We start from the raw sequence: 26,994 nt of genomic DNA, 5'->3' as shown, positions 1-26,994 counted from the left end.
GTGCAAGTTGACGTTGCTGGAAAGCAGATCGAATTGGCCGACGGCGCCGTGTGTGCCGATGCCCTTGCCGAGGGCCTGTCCAAGAAGCAGTTCAAGAAGGTCGTGGCCGCCAAGTGCGGAGACACCGTTGTTGATCTGTCTACTGCCGTTTCCGGAACGTGTACTACCATCGAGCCCGTCTTCGCGGATAGCGAAGAGGGGCTGGGTGTTATCCGTCACTCCGCAGCCCACCTCATGGCTGAAGCCGTGAAGAAGCTTTTCCCGGCCGCCATGGTGACCATCGGTCCCTCCATCGAGAACGGATTTTACTACGACTTCGATTACGAACGTCCGTTCACGCCCGAAGATCTTGAAGCCATCGAAAAAGAGATGCTCAGCTCCGTGGGTGCGAACAAAGAGTTTTCCCGTACCACCATGTCCGTTGACGAGGCCAAGCAGTTCTTCTCCGAAAAGGGTGAAGACTACAAGCCCGAGATCATGGACGACCTGGGCGGCGATGAATTTTCCATATACACGCACGGCGACTTCGCTGATCTGTGCCGCGGCCCGCACGTGGCCCGTACCGGCATGATCAAGGCGTTCAAGCTGTTGTCCGTGGCCGGTGCATACTGGCGCGGTGACGAGAACAAGAAGCAGCTCCAGCGCATCTACGGAACTGCCTGGCAGGACCCCAAGGCGCTCAAGAAGTACCTGTTCCGCCTGGAAGAGGCCAAGAAGCGTGATCACCGCAAGCTCGGCAAGCAGCTTGACCTGTTCTCCTTCAACGAAGACGTCGGCCCCGGCATGTCTCTGTGGCATCCTCGCGGCATGCTGCTGCGTGCCATTCTCGAAGACTTCGAGCGCAAGGAGCACCTGAAGCGGGGATACGATCTCGTTCAGGGACCGCTCATCCTGAAGCGCGAGATGTGGGAGAAGTCCGGTCACTACGAGAACTATCGTGAGAACATGTACTTCACGGAGATCGACGATCAGGCGTACGGCATCAAGCCCATGAACTGCCTGGCGCACATGATGATCTACAAGCGGAAAATCATGAGCTACCGTGATCTGCCCCAGCGATATTTCGAGCTGGGCGTGGTGCATCGTCACGAGAAGTCCGGTGTGTTGCATGGTCTCATGCGCGTCCGGTCCTTCACACAGGATGATGCGCACCTCATCTGCCGCCCTGATCAGGTGGAAGAAGAGATTCTCGATCTCATCAAATTTTATCAGGACATCTACGCACTGTTCGACTATGAATTCGACGTGGAGCTGTCCACCCGTCCGGAGAAGTCCATCGGCTCTGATCAGGACTGGGATGTGGCCACCGAAGGGCTGCGTCAGGCGCTTGAAAAATCCGGCATGGAATACCAGATCAACGAAGGCGACGGTGCTTTTTACGGTCCCAAGATCGATTTTCATCTGCGCGATTCCATCGGACGTTCCTGGCAGTGCGGTACAATTCAAGTGGATTTCACCTTGCCAGAGCGGTTTGACATAGTATATGTCGGCGAGGATGGTGAACGGCACAGGCCCGTCATGATCCATCGCGCCATGCTCGGCTCCATCGAACGCTTCATCGGCGTCTTGACGGAGCATTGTGCTGGTGCGTATCCTGTCTGGATGGCTCCAGTACAGGCGCGTTTGCTGAACGTGACAGATGCTCAGCTTGATTTTGTAAAGAAAGCCAAGGCGTTGTTTGCATCAAAAGGTATTCGTATCGAAGCGGATACGCGCAACGAGAAGCTTGGATTCAAGATTCGGGAAGCTCAGGTTGAGAAAATCCCGTATATGTTGGTAATCGGTGATACAGAGGTGGAAGCCGGGTGCGTCAATATTCGTTCACGAGACGGAGAAGACCCCGGATTGGTTTCATTGGAAGAAGCCGCGCAGTTGATTTTGGATGCTGCGAAGGCTCCTTTCGAAGCAGGAGGCATGAGCTATAGCTTTTCGGGGTAATTACAACCGAGACCAGAGGCGAGAAGACCAGGTCCGGCGCAACGAGAGAATCCGCATTCCCCAAGTGCGGGTAGTGGACGAGGACGGAGAACAGCTGGGAGTCCTGGCAACCCGTGACGCGCTTGAACGCGCTCGCGATAAGGGACTCGACCTTGTTGAGGTCGCGCCGAACGCCGACCCGCCCGTCTGCAAGATCATGGATTACGGTAAATTCAAGTACCAGCAGCAGAAAAAGTTGCAGGAAGCGAAGAAGAAACAGACCGTCATCAAGATCAAGGAAGTCAAATTCCGACCTAAAACCGATGAGCACGATTACCAGACCAAGCTCAGCAAGATTATTAAATTTCTCGGTGGAGGAGATCGCTGCAAGGTGACCATCTTCTTCCGGGGCCGTGAGATCGTCCATAAGGACCGCGGGCTGAGAATGCTCGACAGGGTCGTGGAGGATACACAGGATATCGCAAAAGTCGAGAGCAAGCCCATGTCTGAAGGACGGACGATGACGATGATGCTTGCTCCCGTTAAAAAGTAGACACCTGAAGGGACCTGTTCCCTTACTAGGAGGATAACTATGCCTAAGATTAAAACTCGCCGTGCAGCAGCCAAGCGGTTCTCCAAGACCGCAACTGGCAAGTTCAAGCGCCGCCGCAAAAACCTGAGGCACATTCTGACCAAGAAGAATGCCAAAAGGAAGCGTCGCCTGGGCCAGTCCACCACCGTGGACTCCGCCAACATGAAGGCTGTTCGTCGTCAGTTGCCCAACGGCTAGCAATCCGCCTGAATAAGCCTGCTGGCCGCGTTCAAAGAGAATCAGGGAATGGCCCTGGTTCGCACGTAGCGTCAGTTCGGTTCAGACGAGATGCCCGTTATGTACAATAACATTTAGAATCTTGCCTCGCTGGGGGAGTCCGTCCGGCCCGGGAGGTAGTTAAAGATGGAGGTTTAACCATGAGAGTTAAACGCGGTGTCGCCGCCAAGAGGCGCCACAAAAAATATCTGAAAATGGCCAAGGGTTACCGTGGAGCAGGCTCCCGCTTGTACCGCACCGCTCGTGAGCGTGTAGAAAAAGCCCTTTGTAATGCATTTCGTGATCGCAAGCGCAAAAAACGTGAGTTCCGCAAATTGTGGATCATGCGTATCAACGCAGCCGCTCGCCTCAACGGCCTTTCTTACAGCCGTTTGATGAATGGACTTAAGCTGGCCGGCATTGAGCTGAACCGCAAAGTCCTGGCCGATATGGCCGTGCGCGATCCTGCCGTGTTCGCCAAAATCGCAGAGGCCGCAAAAGCCAAAGTGAGCTAAATTGTGAGTAATGAATTGAAGTCCTTCCTGGAAGGACTCGACAGCCTGGCCCAGGATTGCGAATCTCGCAAGGGCCAGGCTTGTTCGTTAAAGGAATTGGAAGAACTCCGCATCGAGTTTCTGGGTCGCAAGGGCAAGCTCGCGGGGCTCATGGGCCAGCTCGGCAAGCTCGATAATACGGACAAGCCCGCTGGCGGCAAGAAGGCCAACGAGATTAAGCAGCACATTACTGCGCTGATTGATGCCTGGGAAGCCGAACTCGGCGCTGCCGAGACGAGCCTGTCTCTCTCGAAATTCGATCCCTCCATGCCGGGCCGCAAACCGTGGGCAGGCTCTCTGCATCCGGTGACCCTGGTTATGGACGAAGTCTGCAACGTGCTGACAGGCCTTGGCTTTTCGCACGCAGCCGGACCGGAAGTGGAGAATGACTGGCACAACTTCGAGGCGCTGAATATTCCGCCCGAGCACCCGGCCCGTGACATGCAGGACACCCTGTATGTTTCGGAGAACATCGTGCTGCGGACGCATACCTCGGGCATGCAGATCCGTTCCATGCTCAAGCAGCAGCCTCCGGTGGCCGTCATTGCGCCCGGCAAGGTCTATCGCCGTGATTCCGACTTGACCCACACTCCCATGTTTCATCAGATTGAGGGATTGCTGGTCGATAAGCAGGTTTCCATGGGAGATTTGCGCGGCACCCTGACCGTTTTCGTGCGCCAGATCTTCGGTGCAAAGACGGATGTCCGCTTCCGTCCCAGCTTCTTTCCGTTTACCGAGCCGAGCGCAGAGGTCGATATCTCCTGCGTCCTGTGCGGTGGTAAAGGTGAGACCGACGGCAAGACCTGTCGTGTCTGCAAGGGCACCGGTTGGGTCGAGATTCTGGGCTGTGGCATGGTCGATCCGAACGTTTTCAAGTCCGTGGGCTACGACCCCGAAGTTTACACCGGCTTTGCCTTTGGTGTGGGCATCGAACGTATCGCCATGCTGAAATACGGCATCGGTGACCTGCGCATGTTCTTTGAGAACGACGTCCGATTCCTGGAACAGTTCGCATAAAGATTACTCGCGGTCCGGCCAGTTCCGTGTGTTCTGACCGGACCGCTTTTTCATAACTTTTCACCGTTTACGGTAGTGCAATGTTAGTTAGCTTGAATTGGTTGCGTGAGTTCGTCCCCTACGAGGGAGATATCCAGGTACTGGGCGATAAGCTCACCATGCTGGGTCTTGAGCTGGAAGGGATCGACGATCCTTTCGAGGGGATCAAGGACATCGTGGTCGGTCATGTCGTTGAGTGCGAGCCGCACCCCGAGGCCGAAAAGCTCTCGGTCTGCACCGTGGATGTGGGTGGCCCTGAAACCCTGACCATCGTGTGCGGCGCACCCAACGTGGGCAAGGGGCAGAAAGTCCCGGTCGCCACGGTCGGAACGACCATGCCCGAAGGGATGAAAATCAAGAAGGCCAAGCTCCGCGGGATCAAGTCATTCGGCATGATCTGCTCCGAGCGGGAACTCGGCCTGTCGGACGACCACGAAGGCATCTGGGTTTTGGATGAGTCCTTTGCTGTCGGTGACAAACTGGTTGACGCCCTTGGGCTTGAGCGCACGGTTTTTGATTTTGATATCACCCCCAACCGCGCTGATTGTCTTTCCATCCTCGGGTTTGCCCGTGAGACCGCCCTCGCGTTTGACCTGCCCCTGACCATGCCGGAGTTGAATCTGGTTGAGTCCGGCGGTAACTGCGCTGACGAAATCAAGGTCATCATTGATGACCCCGCATTGTGCCCGGCCTATCATGCCCGCATCATCAAGGGTGTGGAAACAAAGAAATCTCCTGACTGGATGCGCTTCAAATTGCTCGCACTCGGTCAACGCCCCATTTCCAATATCGTCGACGTGACCAACTATGTCATGTTCGAGCTGGGCCAGCCGCAGCATGCGTTTGACCTTGATCTGATCGAGGATGCCACTATCCGCGTGGCCCCGGCCACCGACGGCATGAAGTTCACCACGCTGGATCATGTGGAGCGGACGCTGACGGCCAATGACCTGCTCATCTGGGATGGCAAAAAACCTGTCGCCCTGGCTGGCGTCATGGGCGGCGCCAACTCCGAGATGCATTCAGGCTCCACCAGTGTGCTGCTTGAGGCCGCCGTTTTCAGAGCGGGTACTGTTCGCAAGACCGCCCGCCGTCTGGCGTTGCCGTCCGACGCATCCTACCGTTTCGAGCGTGGCGTGGACCAGCAGATGACCCGTTTCTGTCAGGACCGCGCGGCTCAGCTCATGGCTGAGACCTCGGGAGGCAAGATCATCTCCGGCGTGACTTCGACCGAGCCGCAGCCGTGGCAGGATCGCTCCCATGGATACCGTCACACTCGCTGCATGTCGCTGCTGGGTCTGGATCTGGATACGGATTTTGCCAAGAAAGTGTTTACGCTCGAAGGGTGTACCGTCGATGACGCCAACCCGGAGAACTGGACCGTTGCCACACCTTCCCACCGCCTTGATCTGGAACGTGAAGTGGATCTGTACGAGGAAGTGGGTCGCGTCTACGGACTGGACCGCATCCCCGCCGTGCTGCCCAAGGTTGCCAAGTCGCTGGACACTGTCAGCACCGGCACAGAGTATGATTTCATCAAGCGCATCAAGACCTGGGGCGCAGGTGTCGGTTTGAGCGAAGCCATCAACTACAGCTTTGTCGGTTCCGATGATCTCGATCGTCTCAATCTGCCGGAAGAAGGGCGCGTCTTCATTGCCAACCCGTTGTCTGAAGATCAGAACGTCATGCGTACCGATCTGGCTCCGGGACTGCTCAACACGCTCAAGAACAACCTCGCACAGGGCAACAATCATGTCCGTATCTTCGAGGTGGCCAAGAAGTTCGTGGCCGATGCGGAGTCCGAGACCGAGACTCGCGAATTTACTCGACTGGCAATGCTGTTGCACGGTCCTCGTCACGCCAATGAATGGCCGTGGGGCGTTGCCGATGCAGACTATCTGGACGTCAAGGGACTCATCGAGCATCTGGTGGAGGATTCCCTCAAGCTTGAGCAGCCGGAATTCACACTGATGGAAGGTCACGCCTACCTTGAACCCTGCGTGCAGGTCAGCGTCAACGAGACGCCTGTCGGTTTCATCGGGCAGGTCAAGGGAGATATCGCTGATTTTTATTATGCAAAGAAGGCAGCCTGGCTGGCCGACGTTGATCTGGATCAGTTGCGCGACATGGTGGAGAATCACAAGATCGAATTCGCTCCGCTGCCTGTCTACCCGTCAAGCCGCCGTGACATCACGGTCATTGGCCCGGCCACTCTGACCGCCGATGTGATCCGTACAGCCATTCTGGATACCAATATCAAGATCCTCGAATCTGTCGAACTGGTGGCCGAATTTGTGCCAGAGGGACAGGATGAAGAGCGCAATATCTCTTTCCGTCTGACCTATCGTTCACCGACCAAGACCTTGAAGGACAAGCAGGTGGACAAGGAGCACAAGAAGATCCTTGAAGCCCTTGAAAAGAATCTGCCGATCCATTTTTAGATCTATCCGTAATGTATGAAAAAAGCCCCGTTCCTTCAGGAGCGGGGCTTTTTTTGTCCCATCCGGTGGAAATCGTGTAAACGTATTGAAGCCTGTCGTCTGATTTGTTAGATATCTGAGATGGATGATTTATTGGACTTCAAGCGATACAAAATTGGCCAGGCGGCCCGTGAGATAGGCGTGAAAACGCATACTCTGCGGTTTTGGGAGGATGAATTCGAGGAGATCGATCCCATCCGCACCGACGCTGGGCAACGGTTGTATACAGAAGAAAACATGGAAGTGCTGCGTGAAATCAAGCGGCTGCTCTATGATGAAGGGTTGACCATTGACGGTGCCAAACGGAAACTTCGTACCAGTGAGCAGGGGGGATTACTGCTTGAGGTACGTGATGAACTGTTGGCGATTAAGCGCTTGTTGTCCAAGTGATCGCTGATCGTCAGTATGGGAGATCCTGATGCGTAAGGTTGCCAAATGGAGTTTGATTGGAGCAGGCGGGCTTGCCTTCCTGTTCGTTCTGGCCCTGGTGGTCATGGTCACTGTCATTGATCTCAATGAATACAAGGACCGTATCGCGCAGGCTGTCGAGCATACCACGGGCCGGACATTGACTTTTGATGGAGACCTCAACCTCCTGGTATTTCCACGCTTTGGTGTCGAGTTGGGTGGTTTGACGCTCAGCAACGCAGAAGGCTTCGGACCTGAGCCTATGATCACGACTGCTTCCGGTCGAGTTACTATCCAGACGTTCCCGCTGTTGTTCGGCAAGGTCAAGTTTGGAGATCTCCGACTTGACGAGTTGGACCTCAAATTGGCGCGCAAAGCAGACGGGACAACCAACTGGGCTGATCTTGTTGGTCGCAGTCCAGAGACTTCTTCCGAGTCTGATCCCTTTGATATCGAGCCGTTCTCCCTTGAGGTCGGCGATGTTTCCATTACGGATGCCCGATTTCAGTGGGACGACAGAATGACTGACACGGCCTTTGTGCTGAGCGGCCTCACTGTCTCCACTGGCAAGGTTCGGCAGGGCGCTCTCTTCCCCGTGGATGTTAATCTTGCTTTTGCCTGTCCCGCCCCAAACGTCAAAGGGACGATTTCCTTGTCCGGGAAATCATCCATCGACATGGAGAATCGCGAATACAGCCACATGGATATGAAGCTGAAGGTCGATGCCGAGGGTGAGGTCATTCCTGGCGGAAAGACGAAGGCGAGTGTGAATCTCAAATTTCTGACCTTGAATTTTAACGAGGAGCGTGCCCAGGTTTCGGGCCTGAAGGCTTCTTCTTACGGGGTCACCGTGCACGCTGACGCCACTGTGCAAGGGATTACTAAGAGTGTTGAAAAAATGGCGGGGGTCATCACTCTTGACCCGTTCAACGCCAAAAAGACCCTGGCAGCCCTAGGAGAAGAACTTCCGGCCACAGCTGATCCCAAGGCATTGACTCGGTTGAACGGCATGGTGGATTTTGCCTATGAGTCGGGAGTGCTCACCGTGAATGCTCTGGAGGCCAATGCGGACGATGCGCGTATCGTGGCCAAGGGGCGGGCAGAAGCGGCCGGGGCGCTGCCATTTGTTTTTGCCCGTATCGACGTGGGCACGCTTGATCTTGATCGGTATCTGCCGACAGGACATGCCGGCACGACGCGGAACTCCAAGAAAAAGGCGGCAAATGGCGAGAAGGATGATACGATCCTGCCTGTTGATGTGATCCGCAACCTGGCCTTTGACGTGGAAGCCAGGGTCGCAAAGCTGACGATCGGCAAGGCGAACGTCACAAATGTTGTCGCCAAACTGGATGCAAAAGATGGCATAGTTCGTCTCAAATCAGTGTCCATGGATGCATACGACGGGGTTATTCGCGGTACTTCCATTGTCAACGCACAGGGACCGACTCCCCGATCCGGGATGACTGCGACCATCGAAAAAGTCGATGTGGGCGGCCTGTCCCGTGATATGACCGGCAATTCAAAGCGGGCCGGTATGCTTGATTTCAAACTCGCGGCTTCCAGTGTTGGGAGTCGAGTGTACGATATACTTTCCAACACGAATGGAAAATTCGATTTTCATCTGGCTGATGGTGTGTTTCCCGGTGTCGACCTCACCCGAATGGCCCGACAGACGCATAAGCGTAAGTCAGAAGGCGGCAAGGTGGAGGCGGCCAAAACGGATTCCACGAAGTTCGGGGCCATTACCGGTACCGGTGTCATCCGCAAAGGGGTGGTCAGAAACAGGGACCTGGAGGTCAAGGCGCCAGGGCTGCGTGCCACCGGAGCCGGTGCTGTCTATCTGCCCACGCGGGAGATCGACTACATGGTCAAGGCCAAACTCGTACCTCAGGCCGAGGGGCAGGGGGGCAAGGACTCTGACGATCTCATCGGGGTGATGGTGCCCATTCATGTCACCGGAACATTGGAGAATCCGTACTACTGGGTTTCCATTACCGAGTATGTCAAAGCCTTAGGCGGAATGGTGCTCGATGTTGCCGGGAGTGTCTTTGACGGCGTCAAAGGGGCGGTCGAGAGTGTGGGAGACGCGTTGGATGATAGTGGCTCCAGCAGCAAAAGCGGATCGAGCAAAGGCAAGTTCCTCGGTATCTTCTAACCCATGCTGACGCCGATGTTCTCTGGTGAAGGGGCCGCTTGAGCTTGTTTGGGCTGTTCTTTTTTCTGCTCTCCAACAAGTGCATTCATTGCTGCAAACGCTTCGTCCAGCGTGACCTGTTCGGCCACAAGCTGGCGCAGGAACGTGTTGATGGGGCCGACCATGGATATGGCCTTGTCCACTTCGGCGTTGGCGCCCTTTTGATAGGCGCCGATATTGACCATGTCCTCGACCCGTTTGAATGTCGCCATATGTCTGAGCAGTTTGCGACCGTTGGCTTGTGCTTCGTTTGTCGTGATGTCGGAACGAAGACGGCTTATGGACTTGAGCACGTCAATGGCCGGATAATGGCCGAGATCGGCCAGTTCGCGGGTCAGCACTATGTGACCGTCAAGAATGGAACGGGTGGAATCCGCAATGGGTTCCGTAAAATCATCACCATCCACCAGCACCGTGTATATGCCGGTAATGGAGCCTTTCATGTTTTTGCCTGCGCGCTCCAGCAGTTGTGGCAGGTGGGCAAACACACTGGGGGTGTACCCACCGCGTGTGGGCGGTTCGCCTGCAGCCAGACCGACCTCGCGACCTGCCATGGCAAATCGGGTGACAGAGTCCATCATGAGCAGGACGTCTTTGCCTTCGTCACGGAAATATTCAGCAATGGCCGTTGCCGCATAGGCGGCGCGCATGCGAATGAGCGGGCTTTTGTCCGATGTGGCCACCACCAGTACGGAGCGTTTCATTCCCTCGGGGCCGAGGTCGCGTTCCATGAATTCCACTACCTCTCTACCACGCTCGCCAACCAGGGCAATGACGTTGATATCCGCTTTGGTATAGCGGGCCATCATGCCGAGTGTTGTGGATTTACCCACGCCTGAACCGGCCATGATGCCTACGCGCTGGCCTTTGCCAAGGGTCAGCAGGGAGTTGACCGAGCGGATGCCGACATCCAGCGGTTCGTTGATGCGGGGGCGTTCCAGCGGGTTCGGCGGTTCGCGGTGCAGGGGAACAAATGTTTCTGAGTGAATGGGGCCCTTGCCGTCAAGAGGATCGCCAAAGGCATCCACGGCACGTCCCAGAAATTCCGGTCCAACAGGCATGTGAGGCGGGGTAGCCGCGTTCTGAATGAGGGAGCCGGGGCCTATGCCGCGCATGTCCGAGTAGGGCATGAACAGACAGGCGCTGTCCTTGAAACCGACGACCTCTGCGGGGATGGGATCGCCGCCAGGGGGCATGAGATAACACACGGAGCCGAGCGGAGCCTTGATCCCATGGCCTTCGGCGATGAGGCCGACGACCTTGGTGACCTTGCCGAAGGTCTGGCAGGGGTCCAGTTCTTCGAGCAGGCCGAACCTCGATTCCATGCTCATTGACTAATCCTCGTCAGTTGCCGTGATCTGGGCGGCCAATTGTTCAAAAATAGGTTCAACGCCATTCCAGCGCGTATCAATGGTGTTGTCCACCTTTCCTCCGGCAGCTTCGACCATCACGCCGCCGGATTCAATGCTGGCGTCCCCTTTGACGCTCCAGTATTGCAGGGAGGGGGTGCGCTCCTGAATGGTGGACAGGTACGCCTCCAGCCCCTCCACGTCAGCAGGATGACACCGGATGTCAAGCTGACGTTGGGATTCAATGCGGTCCAACGCTTCCTGCATGAGCTCTTCCAGAGATGCCATGCGTTTTTCTTCCAGTTCTACCTTCAGGGTTTTCTCCACGGCAAGGCGGATGAGACTGATGATGTCCTGTCTGCGGGCTTCGAAAATGGAGGAGCCGGATGCTCCCAGTTTGGCCAGCAGGTCTTCGGTCTGGGATGTCAGGGCCTGCACATGCTGATCCAGTTCTTCTTGAGCCTGGACCAATCCTGCTTCGTATCCTTCGCGTTGTGCAGTGGCCCTCAGTGCTTCAGCTTCCAGTTCTGCCAGGAGCTTGATCTCTTTGGCCGCTTCCTTGGCTTTGTCCTTGACCCTGTTGAGGTATTCCTCATTGGTGGCGTCGTCCCACATGATCTGGCGCTTGCCTTCAATCTCCTGAATGGTCATCTCGTCAGGGCCGGGTGTGGTCATACCCATGACCACCTTGCCCGTGAGATTGGGGTTGCGTGTACCGAATCTAGATAAAGACATCGCTGCCGCCTCTGCTGATGACAATCTTGCCCTCGTCTTCCAGACGGCGGACCGTCTTGACGATGGACTGCTGCGCCGCTTCGACTTCGGAAAGCTTCTTCGGCGGCATGATCTCCAGGTCTTCCTTGATCATTGCAGACGCACGTTCCGACAGATTCTTGAAGAATTTGTCGCGCAGGTCTTCGGAGGCACCCTTGAGCGCCACGGTGAGGTCTTCGTTGGAAACCTCCTTGAGCAGTTCGCGAATGGCGACATCGTCAACGGATTTGACGTCTTCGAAAACGAACATGAGGTTTCTGATGTCCTCGGCCATCTGGGTGGATTCCTCTTCGATTTCGGAGAGGACCTCTTCCTCGGTGTTGCGGTCCACGGCGTTGAGAATTTCAGCAACGGAGTTGACACCACCGACCTTTTTGCCTTCCTTGCCGCCCATGGCGATGAGCTGGCTCTGCAGAACCTTGTCGACTTCCATAAGCATCTCTTCGGCAACGGCTTCCAGTTTGGCCAGGCGCATGAGTACTTCGGCGCGGACGCCGGCGGGCAGGTTTTGAATGAGTTCGGCTGCCTGATCCGGATGCAGATGTCCCAGAATGAGGGCCAGGGTCTGCGGGTGTTCGTTCCGCAAGATCTGGGCCAGGATGCGCGGGCTGACGTTCTCCAATTCCTGGAAGGGCGTGGGGCCGGTGTCCAGGTCCAGGGAGTCCATGATGTATTTGGCGGTTTCCGCGTCCAGAGACTTGGTCAGCAGACGCTTGACCTGTTCCGGGCCACCCACCAGAAGCTCGGCACCGTAGACAAGGGCTTCGTTGTACTCCTTGAGCACTTCGAGGACCTCTTCCTTGGGCACGGAGTCGGTTTCGAGCATGGCCTTGGACACGGCCGCAATCTCATTGCGCTCCATCCGCTTGAACACTTCCCCCGTAAACTTCTCGCCAAGAGCGAGGAGCACGATGGCTGTTTTCTGGGGTCCGGTGAAGTCAGCCATGGTCTAAGCCTCCTGAGTCAGCCAGGTCTTGAGCAGTTGCACGGCCTGGTCAATATTTTCATCAGACAACTGAACAGCATGGTTCTTGGCATTTTCCAAGCGTCGTGATGCGTCCAGAGCCTCTTCGTCCATCTCTTCTTCTTCCAGAGCCAGTCGTTCGGCACCGGGCAGACCGGCCATCTCTTCGATCTCCTGTTCTGCCACACGGGGTCTGATAAGAGCCATGACCACCGGGCGCACAACCAGGATGAGGAAGAGAAAGATCAGTATGCCGTTGAGGAACGGCTTGCCCAGACGCTGAGCGTATTCCAGCATGGTCCGCAGGACGGAGTCCGCATCATAGATTTCAGGCTCGCCAAAGGAGATGTTTGAAACCTCGATGGTGTCCCCGCGCGTGGAGTCAAACCCCACGGCGTTTTCAATCAGGTTTCTTATGCGTTCAATTTCCTGAGCCGTACGCGGTGTGTAAACGGATTCTCCGGTGTCCGGATTCGTTTCCCATGTGCCATCCAGGATAACCGCAACCGTGAGACGTTTCAACTCCCCAACCGGGGTCACGACGGATTCTTCAGTCTTGTTGATTTCAAAGTTGGTGGTCCGGGATTCCCGTGTTGAGTCCTGGGTGGTCCGGGTGCCTGCAAATCCGTCGCCGCGGAAGTTGGCGTCTGGTTCGCCGCCAGCCAGAGAAGCGGCACCGGCCGTTGTCTCTTCGGACCGGGTCTCGGATCGGACAACCGAGCCGTCCGGGTCAAAGGTTTCGTTGCGCAGGGTGCGCTGGCTGAAATCGAGATCAGCGTTGACGCGGGCGATGACCTTGTCAGGGCCGACAGCAGGGCCGAGGAGTTCAAGAATCTGACGCTGGATTTTGGCTTCGACGCTCGCCTTGTGGAGCTGCTGGGCATTTGACAGGGAAAGACCGTTGTTCTCGTCTTCCGGGGTGTAGAGCGGGCGGCCCTTCATGTCGGTGACTGTGATGGATGCGGGCTCAAGGCCTTCGACAGCCATGGAAACGAGATTGACGATACCCTGAGTCTCATTCGGTTCAAGCTTGCCGTCATCCTTGAGTTGCAGGACGATGGAAGCTGACGGGGAGATCTGGTCTTCGATGAAAAGGGATTTTTGCGGGATGACCAAATGCACGCGCGTCTTTACGACCATGGGGAATTCCGTGATGGTGCGAGCCAGTTCGCCCTGAAGAGCGCGCTGGTAGTTGACGTGCTGGACAAAATCGGTCTGGCCGATCTGAATGTCGTCAAAAATTTCGAAACCGATACCCTGTCCGTGTAGGTTGCCTTCGCCCGCCACCTGGAGCCTCAGTTCATAGACACGGTTCGCCGGGACCAGGACGGTCTTGCCGCCGTTTTCCAGCTTGTAGTCTTCCTTGGCTGCCTGAAGCATGCCCACGACCCGCGAGGCGTCCTCGGGGTAGAGGTTGGTCATCAGGACGCGGTAATCGGGTTTGTTCATCCAATAGATCATGAGCGCAAAGGCGATGATGACCGAAGCAGCCAGGCCACCGATCAGGATACGCTGTGACACGGTGCGTTCGGACCAGAGTCCACTGATTTTTGACCAATATTCTTCGACGAACGGAGGCATCTTCTCTCTCCCGCAACTTGAAAGGTGTGTGTATTACTGGGCTGACAGAGTTCTCTAGAACTGCATCTGCATTATTTCTTTGTAGGACTGCATGATCTTGCTGCGTACCGCGCCGGTCATCTGCATGGTCAGTCCCGCTTTCTGCATGGTGATCATGAGCTCATGGACGTTTTGCGATTTGCCTGATGCGAATTCTTCGATCATATGCTTTTTCTCGGTCTGGATGTCGTTGACGCCTTTCAGCGACTGCTGAAGTGTCTCCGTGAATCCCTGGGCCTCTTCCTGAGGCTTTTGCAGCTTGTTGGAGACCTGCTTTTCCAATGCCGTTCGACGGTTGGCGTTCAGGGCATGCTGGTATGCGTTTATTGCAACACTTTTGACGACCATGGTTCTTCTCCTTTTTAACCGTTGCCTATCATCAGGGCTTTCTGGAACATGCGCTTTGCGGCCTGAATGGTTTGAACATTGGCCTCATAGCCGCGCATGGCCTGCATCATGTTGGTCATTTCCTCGACAACGTTGATATCGGGGTAGGTGACATATCCCAGGTCGTTTGCATCCGGATGATGCGGTTCGTAAACCTGCTTGAAAGGGCGTTGGTCTGCGGTAACGCCAAGGACCTTGACGCCATGAAGGTCGCGGTTGAGCTGATCGTGCATTTCCTGCGCGAACGGCGAGTACACCGGCGTGGATTCGAAAGATACTGACTTGCGTTGGTATGGTCCGCCATCCGCAGTCTTGGTTGTTCGAATATTCGCCATATTCATTGAAATGACGTTGAGCTGTGCTCTTTGAGCCTTGAGGCCGGACGAGCTGATGTCCATTGCAGTCATGAAGTCCATTTATTTACTCCCTTCCTGAATGACTTTGGTCATGCCTTGAAAATTCTTTTTGATAATCGAGCTGAGCGCGTTGTACATCATGGTGTTTTTCGCATTCTCAGCCATTTCCTTGTCCAGGTTCACAGAGTCCTGTCCATGAATCTCCCGGGCCTTGAATGCCTCCAGGCCATCCCCTTTAAAACCGGCGGTGCTGAATTCCGTGGGCATGTGGTCGGATGCGGTGCGGGTCATTTTACCCAGGGCATTCTGGTTCAGGGCGCTTTGCAGCTTCTCTTCGAATTCAAGACTCTGGGCCTTGTAACCAGGAGTATTCACATTGGCGATGTTCGCCGTGACGAGATTTTGACGTTGCAGACGCAGGTCCATGACCTTGCCTGTCAATTGGATGTGACGTTCAAAAAGTCCTCGCATGCCTTGATCCTCCTACATTATCTCTCTGTTTTCTGTTGCTGACAGGGTCGTATTCCCGTCAAACACGCATGGAGTTTAGCAACTCCCGTTCCATTTGTGTAATACTCTGTAAATAAAGGATAAAAAATGTTGAGACGCAATCCGGCGTCATTTTGCCATGTGTGGACGCATTTGAGGGGGGGCAGGCGGATTTACCTTATGTAATGTTAAGGCAGAAAATGCCGCATTGCCAAAATCAGGTTGTGGTAGTCTGGCGTTCATTCAGTGAGTGTGTGTTTTAAAAACTTATGTATATCACAATGTTGTGTCGTAATCCGCCATGCGTTTCGTGGTATTGCCGGATTGTTTGGCACGGGCATTGCTAGGTTTTTGTCGGCCAAGTGTGGCCAAGGAGACTTTTTCACCCGGCCCTCCGGGTAAAGGAGAAATGGAGGGGAAAATTATGAGTGGTCATCTGGATTACGAAATCAACAAGGAACTCGGTGAGTGCTACCTGTTCATGGGTGAGCTGGACAAGGCTGAAGAGTATTACAAGAAAGCCGTCAGCTCCAATGGCATCCACCCCGACCCGTATCTCGGCTTGGCTACCGTCGCTGTTCAGCGCGGTGATCTGGCCGATGCCATGGTCATGTATGAAAAAGCTCACAACATTGAGCCCACCGACAAGAGTCTTTCCGGGATAGCGCTTATCCGCATGGAAAACGGCGAACAGGAAGCAGCGTTTTCCATGTTCGTCGAAGCGGTCAAGCTGAACCCCGAAAACATGGTTGCCCTGTTCAGTCTGATCAGGCTCGGCCATGAACTGGATCGTGTGGCAGAGATCGTCCCGTATCTTGAAGGATACCTCGAAATCGACCCGGGTAAGCAGGAAGTGCGTTACTCCCTGGCAGGATGTCTCGTGGTTCTTGATCAAAGAGACGCGGCCCGTGAACAGCTCGAGACAATCCTCGAAATGTCCCCGGACAACGAATCCGCCAAGGAAATGCTCGCGCAGATCCAGTCCTAAACTACGGTCTCCCCTCCCCGTTGGTTTCCCGTCCTGTTCAGTATGGGCGGGGCGGGAAACCAGCCATTGCGGCAGGCCGTTCATAACGCATGATTGCCGAGGTACGTGAATTGTGGGTGCGTCTTTGACGCCTGCAGGATCGTCTGTTCCGGTATATTGCTGAATATACACATCCTCGCATGGGAAACCTGTGCGGCGGTCTTGTCTATTCCCATGTCTTTTCTTCCCACTCTGCTGAACGGTCTGTACGGTGCCTCTGTTCATATGCACACGAGGCTGTATCAGATGAATGTGCGCCATATGTTTTCAGGGAACACGTATTTATTGTATTGATTTGAACCTGTTTGCAGGGATGAATGCATGAAGGTCCTTTCATGTTGAATGTTGCATATGTGCTGTACATCATTCTGAAAATGCGCCAGTTCATTCATTTATCCTTTTCCGGTCGAAATAGTACGGTGTATATCATGTTTTGCAATTTCGTTTTTTAACAGTGTTAAGGTGCCTCTGTTGCTTGCTTTCCTGCCCTAAATCTGGCACCAACTCTCAAAACATCAAGAGAGGTGCGTTATGAACCTGTTGCCCGTCAAAAAGGCGATTCTTTCCGTTACCGATAAATCCGGTCTGGCCGAATTCGGTAAATTTCTGATCGACAATGGTTGTGAATTGGTATCCACCGGTGGCACCAAGAAAATGCTGTCCGAAGCAGGACTGCCTGTCACCTCCGTGTCCGACGTCACCGATTTCCCCGAAATTCTGGGTGGTCGCGTCAAGACTCTGCACCCCAACATTCATGGCGGCATTCTGGCCGACAAGGATGACGAGGGACACATGGAGACCCTGCGCGATTTCGGCATCGAGCCTTTCGATCTGATATGTGTCAACCTCTACAACTTCGCAGATGCCGTGGCCAAAGGGCTGGATTTGAAGGCCGCTGTGGAGCAGATTGACATCGGTGGCCCGACCATGCTGCGCGCCACAGCCAAGAACTTTCACTCCATTTGCGTGGTCCCTGATCCCCAGTACTACTCCGTAGTGCAGAAGGAGATTGAGGAGAAGGGCGGCATCTCCCTTGAATTCCGTAAGGAAATGGCTGCGCTGACATTCAAGCTTGTCAGTGAATACGATGCCATGATTACAAAATACCTGTCAGAAAACGACGCATAGGGGATACGTCATCGCCCAGAAGCCCATTGGCAACCTGCAAGGGTTGAAGCCGAGCCAGATAAAACGGCTGTCGCGTCTGTATCAACGGCAGTATCCCACGGATGACTGTTACACCAATGAACAGGCTCGCGAGATGGCGGAGCTGTCCGCCGAGACCGGTCGTCAGCTCGGTTTACTCATAGACCGCCAGGGCAAGGTCAATATGGTGCTGGTTGGTGACAACCGCTCCATTTATATCCCGGAACTGCCGCGCAAGCGGCTATCCTCTGGGCGATTGCGTGGTTTGCGTCTTCTTCACACACACCTTTCCGACGAATCTTTGTCGCAGGAAGACCTTATGGATATGGTCTTCCTGCGTCTTGATTCCGTGGTTGCGCTCAATGTGCACGACGGATTTCCCGATGTCGTTCAGGCGGCGCATCTGTTGCCTCCCAATCCGGAGGACAAAAGTTACGAAGTCTTTGAGCCCATGCGCTGGGATCGGTTTGATCTTGATCTTGGCTCCATCGTGGATGCGATGGAGGATGAATTCAACCGGCAGTTGGATGGGCAGGGAACCTCGTCTGATGAAAACCGCGCGTTGCTGGTCAGTGTGGACAAGACTCCGCGTCCTGTGCAGGAACTTTCCCTGGAGGAGCTGGGCGAACTGGCGGACACGGCCGGGCTGGAGAGTGTCGGGACCATGATCCAGCGGGTGCGCAAGCACAACCCCAAGTTCATCATGGGAAAGGGAAAGCTGGCCGAACTGGAAGTCCGCGCGCTGCAGGCCAATGCCTCTGTCATCATCTTTGATCAGGAATTGTCACCTACCCAGATTCGCAACCTTGCCAAGGTGACCGAGCGCAAGATTCTTGACCGTACCCAGCTCATTCTTGATATTTTTGCCCAACACGCCACCAGCAAGTCAGGCAAGTTGCAGGTCGAAATGGCCCAGCTCAAATATACCCTGCCTCGACTGGTCGGAAAGAACCGGGCCATGTCCCGGCTCATGGGTGGCATCGGCGGCAGAGGTCCCGGTGAAACCAAGCTTGAGATCGATCGCCGTCGGGCCAATGACCGATTGACGCGGCTGAAAGCCGAACTCAAGCAGGTCAGGAAGCGGCGTACCCAGACACGCGAACGTCGGGCCAAGGCCGGGTTGCCCATTGTCTCGCTGGTGGGCTACACCAACGCGGGTAAATCCACGCTGCTCAATACGCTCACCCAGTCCAAAGTCTTGGCTCAGGATAAACTGTTCGCCACTTTGGACCCCACCAGCCGACGTATCCGCTTTCCACAGGAGCGCGAGGTCGTCCTTACCGACACGGTTGGATTCATTCGCCGTCTGCCGCCGGATTTGAAAGAAGCCTTTCGGGCCACGTTGGAAGAGTTGGATTCCGCCGATCTACTGGTGCTCGTCTGTGACGCCTCCCATCCCGAAGTGGAGGAGCAGGTGGGGGCTGTGCGCACGATCCTGAATGATATGGATTTGGGCGACATCCCGGGCGTACTCGTACTCAACAAGTGGGACAGGCTCGATGCCGAGGGGCGCGATGCCATGCACAATGTTTTCCCGGAGGGTATCCCGGCAGTGGCGGTGAAACGGCCTACGTTGGCGCCGGTTGTCGACGCGATCCTGACGAGTATTCCCTGGGAGAAACAGGGCTACTGATCGTCACATTCCGTGTCGATATACGCGGCGCACACGCCGCCTACCTTCATCCCGTCATAGGATTTGGAGCATTCCAGCGGCTCCACATGGATGGTCACTTTCGCATTGTCGAGCGTGCACTTGATGTCATGCTCAATGGCCTCGCACAGGTCGTGTGAAGTCTGCACGGAAGTGGTGCCAGGGACCAGAAGGTGGAAGTCGATGAACCGTGTCTGACCGGCTTTTCGGGTGCGCAATCCGTGGAAGCTCGCGTTTTCTCCCTGATGACGCCGGATGGAGCGGGCCACGATCTTGACTTCTTCTTCAGGCAGGGCATCGTCCATGAGCCCGCTGACAGATCGTTTTAACAGTCCGAGACCGGTAAAAACAATATTCACGGCCATGGCCACGGCAATGATCGGGTCAAGGAGACTCCACTCCGGCACCAGGACGATGATGGCCAGCCCGGCGACGAGTCCCACTGAAGTCCAGACATCGGTGAGCAGGTGCTTGGCGTCGGCTTCGAGGGTGATGGAGTCAAACCGTTTGGCCGCGTTGAGCATGACCTTGGCGGTGACGAAATTGACCACGGATGAGAGGAGCGCGAGAATCAGGCCCAGCCCGAGGTTGCTGAGCGGCTGTGGTGAAAAGAAACGGTTGATGGAGGCATACGCGATGCCGAAGGCGGCGACGATGATGAGGACGCCCTCTGTGCCGCTGGAGAAATATTCAACCTTGCCGTGCCCATACGCATGATGTTGGTCGGCCGGGCGCATGGCAATGATGATGGAGATGAGCGCCAGTACTCCGGCTGTCAGGTTGACCACTGATTCGGTGGCATCGGACAGCAGCCCGACAGAATCGGTCATCGCCCAGGCACCGAACTTCAACCCCAGTGTCAGGAGTGACGCCAGAATGGAGTAGACGGCGTATCGCTTGGGAGAATCGCCTGTCATGGCGGTTAATCCTTTTTGATCCAGGGGTTTTCTTCACCGCGAGCGAGACGTTTGATGTTGTCCTTGTGCCGCCAGAAGAGAATGACCATGACGACGAGGGCCATGGGCAGGTAGCCTATATTGCCGGACAGGAGCATGCAGACGGGCAGCGCCAGCGCCAGTGTCAGAGATCCCATGGACACATGGCCGGTGAGCCAGACCATCAGGAGGCAGAGGATCGCCGCAATGATGGTGGGCCAGGTGGCCAGCGCCAGGAACGCACCCACTGTGGTGGCCACGGCCTTGCCGCCCTTGAAGTGCATGAAGCAGGAGAAGACGTGACCGAGGATGGCTGCCAGTGCGACCATGCTCAGTGCCATGTCGGAATCAATCCATGCAGAGGCAAAAGCCACGGGCAGGAGGCCTTTGAGAACATCCAGCACCAGGGTGGCTACACCGTACTTTGTGCCGCACAGGCGGGCCACATTGGTGGCGCCAGTGTTTTTGCTGCCATCCAGGCGCGGATCAAGGCCGCACATGCTTTTGGCAATAACCAGACCGAAGGGAATGGAACCGAGAATGTATGCGAGTACGAACCAGACTATCAATGACATATATATTTCTCCTGAAATTACGCTGTGTGCCGAGGGATGATACCTATTTTATTCATATAAGGAAAGAGGGCTATTCCTCCAGGGCCTCAGCAATACGGATTTCGTTGGTCAGCGGATCCACGCGTTGAAAATTGATCTGGAACTGCTGGCCGGGGTAGAGCTTGTCGCCGAGCATTTTCTTGGGGGCGCGCACATTCACCTGGAGATGCGGCATGGCCAACACCGCCATGGGACCGTTTTCTTCGACCAGTACCGCGGATTGATAGCGCTTCCGCTGTTTGGCGAGGTAGACGAGTTTCCAGTACCGGGGGCGGAACCGTTGGACGGTGCTCACAGCCTGGATACGCATATTCAGATGCACGATGAGCTGATCGAGTTCGTCTTTGTTCAGGCGGGGCGTTCCATCGCTGAGAAAGGAACAGACTTGCGCCATATTGATGAAATCCGTGTAACGCCGGAGCGGTGAGGTGATGGGCGCATAGGCCGGGACACCAAGTGCTGCGTGGCGTTTGGGGTTGGTCTCAAGGGTGGGCGGCAGCAGCAGTTTGACCGAGCGAAGGATGTCTGCCGGTTCGGTGAAGATACCCGCTGCCTCCTGAGGAAGGGCGATATCCTGTGTACGGTGCAGAAGCGGGATGTCGTTCTCTCCGGCCCATTGAGCCAGCCCGGAGTTGGCCAGGATCATGAACTCACTGATGACCAGTTCGGAGCGGGGGGTGGGCGTCTTCAGGGTGATCTCCACCTTTGATTGCATACCTTCGCCCTCAACGGTGACCACGGGTTCCGGTCTGCGGATGACACAGGCGCCGGATTCAATGCGGCGGTCTATGAGCTTCTCAGCCAGTTGATGGGCCAGCACCATGGCTGCGTCGGTCTTGTCCCTGATGGCAGCGTCCGCATCCTCATAGGTGATGTTGGCCGACACCTTGATCCAGGCCATGCGCGGGGTGACCGAGAGGAGGACGCCGTTTTCATCCAGATGGAAGTCCGCGATCATGGCCGGGCGAGTCTCGCCGCCTATCAGACTGTAGAGTCCTGTGCCAAATTCTTCCGGCATCATGTGGCTGGTGCCTTCGGGCAGATAGAGGCTGGTGGCGCGGTACATGACGGCCCTGTCCAGCGGAGAACCGAATTCCCAGTGGATGTCGGGCCGCGCCAGGGCGATGGAGAGCGTGTATCCCGAGTCTGTACTCACGATACGGAATGCGTCGTCGATGTCACGAGTGGTGATGGCGTCTATTGTGACGAATTCATTTGTCTCCGGTCCTTCTGTTTGATTGGAGAATGCATCTTTTATTTTATTGATTTCATTGGAAAAGGATTCTGACCACTCGTTTTTCCAGGCAAAGTCGGCTTCATCCAGATGGAAGTTGTGATGCAGGGGCAGGACTCCCCATGTCTGCGCCAGGAGCAGGGCGAGGTGTTGGAGGTCTGGCAACCCTTTGGAGATGGCCGTCCATATCTTGCGTTCACTTTCGTCCAACGTATCGCCCACTTTGCGCCGGAGAATCCGGGTCAGGTTTGCTTTCAGGTCTGCGTCAAGGACGGGCAGTTGCGGCTTGCGACCCTGGCTATACGCAGTCCACAGCTCCTTGAGCAGGGTCTGTCCGGCAGAGGTCACGGCTTCGCGTGCCTTTTCCTCTGTCTTCTGTTGCATCTTGAGTTCCACTTTTTCAGCGGACCAGACTTCGAAATTCGGAGGGCGGAACTTGAAATGTGTTTTGGCCTGAAGCATGGCGCGGCCAAGGGCGGCAATCTGGTCCGGGGTGGGATCTTCCCACAGGAGCCCGGCAAACCAGCTGAGCGGTGCGGCTTCCACTTCCCCCTGCGCCAGGTCCCAGAGCTCCATGACATCAAGTCCGGCCTGGATCTCTCCACGGATCTCCTGATGCTGGTTCAGGGTATTCTGTATGTCCTGCCGGGAGACATCGGGGGAGCCGGCAGGTCCCTGCCAGGGGAGCAGCCGGACGGCCGGAAGTTTCATTTCGCGTTTGTTGATGGTCAACAGCCGGAGTTTGCCGGAGAATTCTTCAAGTACCCAGGCAAGCTGGGGTTGGTCACCATGCATGAATTCCACCACGGTGCCGGGTCGGACAGAAGTGCCGAGAGTAGATATGTTCGCCATTATTGCTTCTTTATCATCAGTGTCATCAATTATCGGGTACGTATCATGAAATGTTTGCCAGTGTAAGGGGAGGCGCGTATGTCATTCCTATGCAGATAGACCTCATTGAAATCGTAGGTATCATTGCCGCCTGTTGTACGACCGCTTCGTTTGTGCCGCAGGTCATGCACACATGGAAGACCAAGTCCGTGAAAGACATCTCATTAAAGATGTACGGCCTCTTTTCCTTTGGCCTCTGTCTTTGGCTTGTCTACGGCATCAGGATCAAGTCGCTGGCCATCATTCTCGCCAATAGTATTACGCTCACTCTTGCGTGTTCCATCCTGCTCATGAAGATAGTGTTCAACAAGAAACAAGACAACTGATTCCTCGCAACAAAAAGCTTCGCCGAACCTGTGTCCGGCGAAGTCTGTTTGGAATCGGAATGCCTGACTAGTGCTTGAAGGAACGCTGGCCGGTGAAGACCATGGCAACCTGCGGGCTGGCCTCGTTCACGGCTGTAATCACTTCGTTGTCACGAATGGAGCCTCCGGGCTGTGCGATGGCGGTCACGCCCTGGTCGATGCACAGGTCCACGCCGTCGCGGAACGGGAAGAAACCGTCGGAGACGACCACGGAGCCGGGCAGGCCGCCGCGAGCTTCCTCGGTCCTCTTTTCAATGTCTGCCAGCTTGGCTTTCATTTCCGCATCCTTGATGGCCGCGAGCTTGAGCTCGAACAGAGACATGCCCAGTTCCTTGGACGCCAGCAGGTCAGCGTATTTGATGTAGGCCTTGGTGACAGCCAGAAGCACGCAGCCGACACGATCCTGTTCACCGGTGCCGGTGGCAGTGGTCACTCCATCGCGGACAAAGAGGACAGAGTTGGAGGTGACTCCCGCTTCAACGGCCCAGGCAAAGAGCAGATCGTCTGCTTCCTGTTTGCTTGGAGCGCGTGCAACGAAGTTGTTGCCGTCCTTTTCTGCTGTGGCCGGGATGAAATCGTCGGCTTTCAGGATAGCGTTGCGGAAAGAGAACTGGAGCACCATGCCGCCGTCGCTCAGGGACTTGATGTCTAGGAACGGGGTTTGGGAAAGGCTCTCCAGGTCGGCAATGCCGGGAATCTGGAGGATGCGCAGGTTCTTTTTCTTCTTGAGGAGTGCAAGGGCATCAGCCTCAAAATCAGGGGCTGCCACGACTTCGACGTAGACCTTGCTGATCTGTTCCGCACAAGCCATGTCGAGCGTGCGGTTGACAACCACTGCACCGCCAAATGCGGCGATCCGGTCTGCCTCAAAAGCACGACGGAAGGCTTCGGAGACGCCTTCTTCTGTCCATGCCGCGCCGCAGGGGTTGTTGTGCTTCAGGATCAGCGCTGCCGGCTTGGCAGACAGGTACTGCAAAATATTCAGGGCATTATCAACGTCTGTGAGGTTGGTCTTGCCGGGGTGTTTGCCCGCCTGGAGCATGTGTTCCTCGGTCAACGACGAGACCAGTCCCTGGCCTTCGCCGATGAACTTGACGCCACCCACTTCAAGCTGGCCTTTGGCCAATTCATACAGCGCGGCTGGTTGGTCCGGGTTTTCACCGTAACGCAACCCCTTGGTTTCACATTCGATTTTCCAGGTGCGCTTTTTGAAGACCAGTTCCTGGTCGCCCAGGGTCAATTTCATGTCAGCAGGAAAAGGGTCCTGCTGCAGTGTCGTATACATTTTTTTCAGATCACTCATATGCTCAACTCCCTGTTGTTCTCGTGAGGTCGCGGTCATAGCACAGCTTACGATAGCGGGCAATATCGCTTACGTTCATGCATATATTCAATCAAATGTTTTACAAAAATGAGAAAAGACTCCCAAAAGATGTTGAATTGGGATATGTTATAAATAATGAAAGTCACCCTTGTGTAAATGTGTCTATCATTAGAGCGAGTGAAATAAAAATATCACTCATTGGAGGGAGGTATGAGGATACTGGGATTTAGTGATTGGAAGATGCGGACCAAGATCCTTAGTTTCTTTGTGGCAGCCATAGTGATGGTTCTGGGTGGACTTTTAGGCTACTTCCTACCTGTAGTCTCCTCTTCCTTGCTGGAGGAGAAGAAGATCGCTACCCAAAGTGTCGTTGATGTCGCGTATAGCGTCGTCCAATACTGGGCGGATCAGGCTGCTTCGGGCGCAGTGAGTGTCGAGGAAGCACAGGATGCGGCCAAGAAGGAAATCGCTGTTTTCCGGTATAAGGGACAGGAGTATTTCTGGATTAATGATATGCATCAGGTCATTGTTGTTCACGGCGCAAAGCCGGCACTCAACGGGAAGGATCTATCCGACCTCAAGGACGATAACGATGTCTATATTTTCCGTGAATTCGTCAAGGTAGCCAAGTCGACGGGTGATGGATTTGTCCATTACACCTGGCCCAAGGCCGGCAGTGACAAGGCCGTGCCCAAGGTCTCATATGTAAAGCTCTTCAAGCCCTGGAACTGGGTCATTGGTAGCGGTATTTATGTAGATGATGTAGAAGCTCAGGTTGCTTCACTTCGTTGGCAGATTCTCATTCCGACGCTGGTCTCCATGCTCATTCTCATGGGCATAGTCTGGTGGGTCATCGAGCGTATGGTCAAGCCGATGTATGAAGTCGTCGACGTAGCCGAGCGTATGGCGGAAGGTGATCTTCGTATGAAGATCGTCTCCAGGAGCAAGGATGAGGTCGGCATGGTGACATCCGCCATGGCCCACATGCTCCAGTCGCTCAAGCAGGTCGTGGGCGAAGTGCGCATGGCCTCCGAGCAGGTGGCTGCGGGCAGTGAAGAACTCTCTTCCTCCTCTATCCAGATGTCTCAGGGAGCCACGGAGCAGGCTTCTGCGGTAGAAGAAGTCTCCGCCTCCATGGAGCAGATGACTTCCTCTATTGAACAGAACGCGGACAACGCCCAGACAACCAACAGCATGACCAACAAGGCGGCCATTGACACCCAGTCCGGTGGCGAAGCCGTGGCCAAGACCGTGGATGCCATGAAGCAGATCGCGGAAAAGATCACCATCATTGAAGACATCGCGCGTCAGACCAACCTGTTGGCACTTAACGCAGCCATCGAAGCCGCCCGTGCCGGCGAACACGGCAAGGGATTCGCGGTTGTGGCAGCCGAGGTTCGCAAGCTGGCCGAACGAAGTGGTACCTCCGCTTCCGAAATCAGCGAGCTGTCCTCCTCAAGCGTCAAGGTTGCGGAAGAAGCGGGTGAACTGTTGTCGAAGATCGTTCCGGATATCCAGAAGACTGCTGAGCTGGTGCAGGAGATTTCTGCTGCTACCAACGAGCAGAATGAAGGCGGGACCCAGGTCAACAAGGCCATCCATGAAATGGAAAAGGTCATCCAGGAAAATGCCTCTGCATCCGAGGAAGTGGCCTCCACCGCAGAAGAGCTGTCAGCTCAGGCCGTGCAGTTGCAGAGTTCCATGCAGTTCTTCAAGGTTGACGATATGTCCGCTACCACGACAAAGGTCGTGACTCGGCCGCCAGCCAAGCCCATCGCGCCTGCGGCACCTCCGCTGCAGCCGGAGAACCCGCGGTTAGGGCAGAGTATTGATATGGATATGGATGACGACGAGTTCGAAAAGTTCTAACCAGCCTGTATTGACACGAACAAGGCCGCTCGAAGATTCGGGCGGCCTTTTTTGTGCGTTTGGAGGTGAGATTTCATGTTGGCGGGTAGTGGAATTGTTTGGTATGGAAAGAATCCCGGCATGTGCTTTTTTATTAATCAAGGAACATCAATGTCAGAAAGTTATTTGGAAAAGGCCCTTCTCAAGTTGGCGAGACAGATCAACGCCTATGATGAAGCCTCTCTTATGAGTTTATGGGATAAATACGCTGAAAAGGTTCGCCATTTCGAGCCCACCAAGCGGTGGGAGGAATCTGTTCTGGTTTTCAACCTGATCCAGTCCATCCGACTCAAGAATCAGTTATTCAACTACAATTGGGCGCAATCCCGTATGCCAGATGACGCTCCGCATGAAATCGATCTGGCCGCTCTGACCGTGCCGGAAAAGGTTTCATCCGTTCCAGACGGCAAAGAGGGTGAAGAGGACGCCAAGGACGGTGTGGCGGAAAAACCGGACCGTCGTGGCAAATTGCTCACCCTGACTCCGAAAAAAACAAAATGATCGGTGCTCATCTCAAGTTGACATATGTCACCGTTTATACTT

The 26,994-nt window shown here is 55.2% G+C and carries 25 protein-coding genes; 14 read left to right on the top strand and 11 right to left on the bottom strand.

Going from position 1 to position 26,994, the window contains the following annotated elements; translation table 11 throughout:
* From thrS to SRBAKS_RS05735, 8 genes are all read left to right on the top strand, one after another.
* On the top strand, positions 1-1,938 hold the full coding sequence (thrS, locus tag SRBAKS_RS05770; RefSeq protein ID WP_229594758.1) for a threonine--tRNA ligase: 1,938 nt from the start codon (positions 1-3) through the stop codon (positions 1,936-1,938).
* Positions 1,922-2,470, top strand: a complete 549-nt coding sequence (infC, locus tag SRBAKS_RS05765; protein WP_229596922.1) for a translation initiation factor IF-3 — start codon at positions 1,922-1,924, stop codon at positions 2,468-2,470. The genes thrS and infC overlap by 17 nt, the downstream gene beginning before the upstream one ends.
* Before the next feature lie 39 nt (positions 2,471-2,509).
* A complete protein-coding gene (rpmI, locus tag SRBAKS_RS05760; protein WP_229594756.1) occupies positions 2,510-2,707 on the top strand; it encodes a 50S ribosomal protein L35 in 198 nt (65 codons plus the stop codon).
* Positions 2,708-2,886: 179 nt separating this feature from the next.
* Complete coding sequence (gene rplT, locus SRBAKS_RS05755; protein ID WP_229594753.1) at positions 2,887-3,240, top strand: 50S ribosomal protein L20; 354 nt, start codon at positions 2,887-2,889, stop codon at positions 3,238-3,240.
* A 3-nt stretch (positions 3,241-3,243) separates the two neighbouring features.
* Complete coding sequence (gene pheS / locus SRBAKS_RS05750; protein ID WP_283816532.1) at positions 3,244-4,296, top strand: phenylalanine--tRNA ligase subunit alpha; 1,053 nt, start codon at positions 3,244-3,246, stop codon at positions 4,294-4,296.
* An 80-nt stretch (positions 4,297-4,376) separates the two neighbouring features.
* Positions 4,377-6,776 carry a phenylalanine--tRNA ligase subunit beta gene (gene pheT / locus SRBAKS_RS05745; protein WP_229594742.1) on the top strand — a complete coding sequence of 800 codons (2,400 nt, stop codon included), beginning with the start codon at positions 4,377-4,379 and terminating at the stop codon, positions 6,774-6,776.
* Positions 6,777-6,896: 120 nt separating this feature from the next.
* Positions 6,897-7,205, top strand: a complete 309-nt coding sequence (locus SRBAKS_RS05740; RefSeq protein WP_229594740.1) for a MerR family transcriptional regulator — start codon at positions 6,897-6,899, stop codon at positions 7,203-7,205.
* Between the two features lie 28 nt (positions 7,206-7,233).
* Complete coding sequence (locus SRBAKS_RS05735) at positions 7,234-9,378, top strand: AsmA family protein (protein ID WP_229594738.1); 2,145 nt, start codon at positions 7,234-7,236, stop codon at positions 9,376-9,378.
* Here the strand turns inward: SRBAKS_RS05735 and SRBAKS_RS05730 are convergent.
* The 7 genes from SRBAKS_RS05730 to flgB are packed head-to-tail and all read right to left on the bottom strand — an operon-like array spanning position 9,375 to position 15,338.
* Complete coding sequence (locus tag SRBAKS_RS05730; RefSeq protein ID WP_229594736.1) at positions 9,375-10,748, bottom strand: FliI/YscN family ATPase; 1,374 nt, start codon at positions 10,746-10,748, stop codon at positions 9,375-9,377. The two genes, SRBAKS_RS05735 and SRBAKS_RS05730, sit on opposite strands and share 4 nt — an antisense overlap.
* A gap of 3 nt (positions 10,749-10,751) precedes the next feature.
* Positions 10,752-11,501: a FliH/SctL family protein gene (locus SRBAKS_RS05725; protein WP_229594734.1), complete on the bottom strand. Its 750-nt coding sequence runs from the start codon at positions 11,499-11,501 to the stop codon at positions 10,752-10,754.
* Positions 11,488-12,486, bottom strand: a complete 999-nt coding sequence (fliG, locus tag SRBAKS_RS05720) for a flagellar motor switch protein FliG (RefSeq protein WP_229594732.1) — start codon at positions 12,484-12,486, stop codon at positions 11,488-11,490. Before fliG ends, SRBAKS_RS05725 begins: the two co-directional genes overlap by 14 nt.
* A 3-nt stretch (positions 12,487-12,489) precedes the next feature.
* The gene (gene fliF, locus SRBAKS_RS05715; protein WP_229594730.1) at positions 12,490-14,085 is read right to left on the bottom strand and encodes a flagellar basal-body MS-ring/collar protein FliF; all 1,596 of its coding nucleotides are present in this window, start codon (positions 14,083-14,085) and stop codon (positions 12,490-12,492) included.
* Positions 14,086-14,139: 54 nt separating this feature from the next.
* The gene (fliE, locus tag SRBAKS_RS05710; RefSeq protein WP_229594728.1) at positions 14,140-14,472 is read right to left on the bottom strand and encodes a flagellar hook-basal body complex protein FliE; all 333 of its coding nucleotides are present in this window, start codon (positions 14,470-14,472) and stop codon (positions 14,140-14,142) included.
* A gap of 14 nt (positions 14,473-14,486) precedes the next feature.
* Complete coding sequence (flgC, locus tag SRBAKS_RS05705; protein WP_229594726.1) at positions 14,487-14,927, bottom strand: flagellar basal body rod protein FlgC; 441 nt, start codon at positions 14,925-14,927, stop codon at positions 14,487-14,489.
* The gene (flgB, locus tag SRBAKS_RS05700) at positions 14,928-15,338 is read right to left on the bottom strand and encodes a flagellar basal body rod protein FlgB (protein WP_229594724.1); all 411 of its coding nucleotides are present in this window, start codon (positions 15,336-15,338) and stop codon (positions 14,928-14,930) included.
* Between the two features lie 442 nt (positions 15,339-15,780).
* On the opposite strand from flgB, the gene SRBAKS_RS05695 reads away from it, so the two are divergent.
* The 3 genes from SRBAKS_RS05695 (at position 15,781) to hflX (ending at position 19,162) form a co-directional block, all read left to right on the top strand.
* Entirely contained in the window at positions 15,781-16,344 is a 564-nt protein-coding gene (locus SRBAKS_RS05695; protein WP_229594721.1) for a tetratricopeptide repeat protein, read from the top strand.
* Positions 16,345-16,914: 570 nt separating this feature from the next.
* Positions 16,915-17,511: an IMP cyclohydrolase gene (locus SRBAKS_RS05690; RefSeq protein WP_229594719.1), complete on the top strand. Its 597-nt coding sequence runs from the start codon at positions 16,915-16,917 to the stop codon at positions 17,509-17,511.
* Positions 17,512-17,554: 43 nt separating this feature from the next.
* On the top strand, positions 17,555-19,162 hold the full coding sequence (hflX, locus tag SRBAKS_RS05685; protein ID WP_229594717.1) for a GTPase HflX: 1,608 nt from the start codon (positions 17,555-17,557) through the stop codon (positions 19,160-19,162).
* Here the strand turns inward: hflX and SRBAKS_RS05680 are convergent.
* The 3 genes from SRBAKS_RS05680 to SRBAKS_RS05670 form a co-directional block, all read right to left on the bottom strand.
* Positions 19,156-20,097: a cation diffusion facilitator family transporter gene (locus SRBAKS_RS05680; protein ID WP_229594686.1), complete on the bottom strand. Its 942-nt coding sequence runs from the start codon at positions 20,095-20,097 to the stop codon at positions 19,156-19,158. The genes hflX and SRBAKS_RS05680 overlap by 7 nt on opposite strands.
* Before the next feature lie 5 nt (positions 20,098-20,102).
* Positions 20,103-20,690 carry a glycerol-3-phosphate 1-O-acyltransferase PlsY gene (gene plsY / locus SRBAKS_RS05675; RefSeq protein WP_229594677.1) on the bottom strand — a complete coding sequence of 196 codons (588 nt, stop codon included), beginning with the start codon at positions 20,688-20,690 and terminating at the stop codon, positions 20,103-20,105.
* Between the two features lie 70 nt (positions 20,691-20,760).
* Complete coding sequence (locus SRBAKS_RS05670) at positions 20,761-22,815, bottom strand: ribonuclease catalytic domain-containing protein (protein ID WP_229594675.1); 2,055 nt, start codon at positions 22,813-22,815, stop codon at positions 20,761-20,763.
* Between the two features lie 89 nt (positions 22,816-22,904).
* On the opposite strand from SRBAKS_RS05670, the gene SRBAKS_RS05665 reads away from it, so the two are divergent.
* Positions 22,905-23,180 carry a SemiSWEET family sugar transporter gene (locus SRBAKS_RS05665; RefSeq protein ID WP_229594673.1) on the top strand — a complete coding sequence of 92 codons (276 nt, stop codon included), beginning with the start codon at positions 22,905-22,907 and terminating at the stop codon, positions 23,178-23,180.
* Between the two features lie 67 nt (positions 23,181-23,247).
* Here SRBAKS_RS05665 and SRBAKS_RS05660 read toward each other — a convergent pair whose 3' ends face one another.
* Positions 23,248-24,522 (bottom strand): IMP cyclohydrolase, encoded by a 1,275-nt coding sequence (locus SRBAKS_RS05660; RefSeq protein ID WP_229594671.1) that lies wholly within the window; start codon positions 24,520-24,522, stop codon positions 23,248-23,250.
* 231 nt (positions 24,523-24,753) lie between these two features.
* Here SRBAKS_RS05660 and SRBAKS_RS05655 point away from each other — a divergent pair, with 231 nt between their 5' ends.
* Both SRBAKS_RS05655 and SRBAKS_RS05650 read left to right on the top strand, forming a co-directional pair.
* A complete protein-coding gene (locus SRBAKS_RS05655) occupies positions 24,754-26,412 on the top strand; it encodes a methyl-accepting chemotaxis protein (protein WP_229594662.1) in 1,659 nt (552 codons plus the stop codon).
* 150 nt (positions 26,413-26,562) lie between these two features.
* A complete protein-coding gene (locus SRBAKS_RS05650) occupies positions 26,563-26,952 on the top strand; it encodes a hypothetical protein (RefSeq protein WP_229594660.1) in 390 nt (129 codons plus the stop codon).
* The last annotated feature ends 42 nt before the right edge of the window (positions 26,953-26,994 follow it).

Source organism: Pseudodesulfovibrio sediminis, assembly GCF_020886695.1.
In the GTDB taxonomy this organism is placed as follows: domain Bacteria; phylum Desulfobacterota; class Desulfovibrionia; order Desulfovibrionales; family Desulfovibrionaceae; genus Pseudodesulfovibrio; species Pseudodesulfovibrio sediminis.
Note: the sequence above shows the minus strand (reverse complement) of the source record. Positions and strands in the feature narration are given on the sequence as shown.

Bases quoted from the DNA above. Each gene is read 5' to 3' on its own strand.
- rpmI (WP_229594756.1), top strand. From the start codon at position 2,510: ATGCCTAAGATTAAAACTCGCCGTGCAGCAGCCAAGCGGTTCTCCAAG.
- rplT (WP_229594753.1), top strand. From the start codon at position 2,887: ATGAGAGTTAAACGCGGTGTCGCCGCCAAGAGGCGCCACAAAAAATAT.
- pheT (WP_229594742.1), top strand. From the start codon at position 4,377: ATGTTAGTTAGCTTGAATTGGTTGCGTGAGTTCGTCCCCTACGAGGGA.
- SRBAKS_RS05740 (WP_229594740.1), top strand. From the start codon at position 6,897: ATGGATGATTTATTGGACTTCAAGCGATACAAAATTGGCCAGGCGGCC.
- SRBAKS_RS05735 (WP_229594738.1), top strand. From the start codon at position 7,234: ATGCGTAAGGTTGCCAAATGGAGTTTGATTGGAGCAGGCGGGCTTGCC.
- SRBAKS_RS05730 (WP_229594736.1), bottom strand. From the start codon at position 10,748: ATGAGCATGGAATCGAGGTTCGGCCTGCTCGAAGAACTGGACCCCTGC.
- SRBAKS_RS05725 (WP_229594734.1), bottom strand. From the start codon at position 11,501: ATGTCTTTATCTAGATTCGGTACACGCAACCCCAATCTCACGGGCAAG.
- fliG (WP_229594732.1), bottom strand. From the start codon at position 12,486: ATGGCTGACTTCACCGGACCCCAGAAAACAGCCATCGTGCTCCTCGCT.
- fliF (WP_229594730.1), bottom strand. From the start codon at position 14,085: ATGCCTCCGTTCGTCGAAGAATATTGGTCAAAAATCAGTGGACTCTGG.
- fliE (WP_229594728.1), bottom strand. From the start codon at position 14,472: ATGGTCGTCAAAAGTGTTGCAATAAACGCATACCAGCATGCCCTGAAC.
- flgC (WP_229594726.1), bottom strand. From the start codon at position 14,927: ATGGACTTCATGACTGCAATGGACATCAGCTCGTCCGGCCTCAAGGCT.
- flgB (WP_229594724.1), bottom strand. From the start codon at position 15,338: ATGCGAGGACTTTTTGAACGTCACATCCAATTGACAGGCAAGGTCATG.
- SRBAKS_RS05695 (WP_229594721.1), top strand. From the start codon at position 15,781: ATGAGTGGTCATCTGGATTACGAAATCAACAAGGAACTCGGTGAGTGC.
- SRBAKS_RS05690 (WP_229594719.1), top strand. From the start codon at position 16,915: ATGAACCTGTTGCCCGTCAAAAAGGCGATTCTTTCCGTTACCGATAAA.
- SRBAKS_RS05680 (WP_229594686.1), bottom strand. From the start codon at position 20,097: ATGACAGGCGATTCTCCCAAGCGATACGCCGTCTACTCCATTCTGGCG.
- plsY (WP_229594677.1), bottom strand. From the start codon at position 20,690: ATGTCATTGATAGTCTGGTTCGTACTCGCATACATTCTCGGTTCCATT.
- SRBAKS_RS05670 (WP_229594675.1), bottom strand. From the start codon at position 22,815: ATGGCGAACATATCTACTCTCGGCACTTCTGTCCGACCCGGCACCGTG.
- SRBAKS_RS05665 (WP_229594673.1), top strand. From the start codon at position 22,905: ATGCAGATAGACCTCATTGAAATCGTAGGTATCATTGCCGCCTGTTGT.
- SRBAKS_RS05660 (WP_229594671.1), bottom strand. From the start codon at position 24,522: ATGAGTGATCTGAAAAAAATGTATACGACACTGCAGCAGGACCCTTTT.
- SRBAKS_RS05655 (WP_229594662.1), top strand. From the start codon at position 24,754: ATGAGGATACTGGGATTTAGTGATTGGAAGATGCGGACCAAGATCCTT.
- SRBAKS_RS05650 (WP_229594660.1), top strand. From the start codon at position 26,563: ATGTCAGAAAGTTATTTGGAAAAGGCCCTTCTCAAGTTGGCGAGACAG.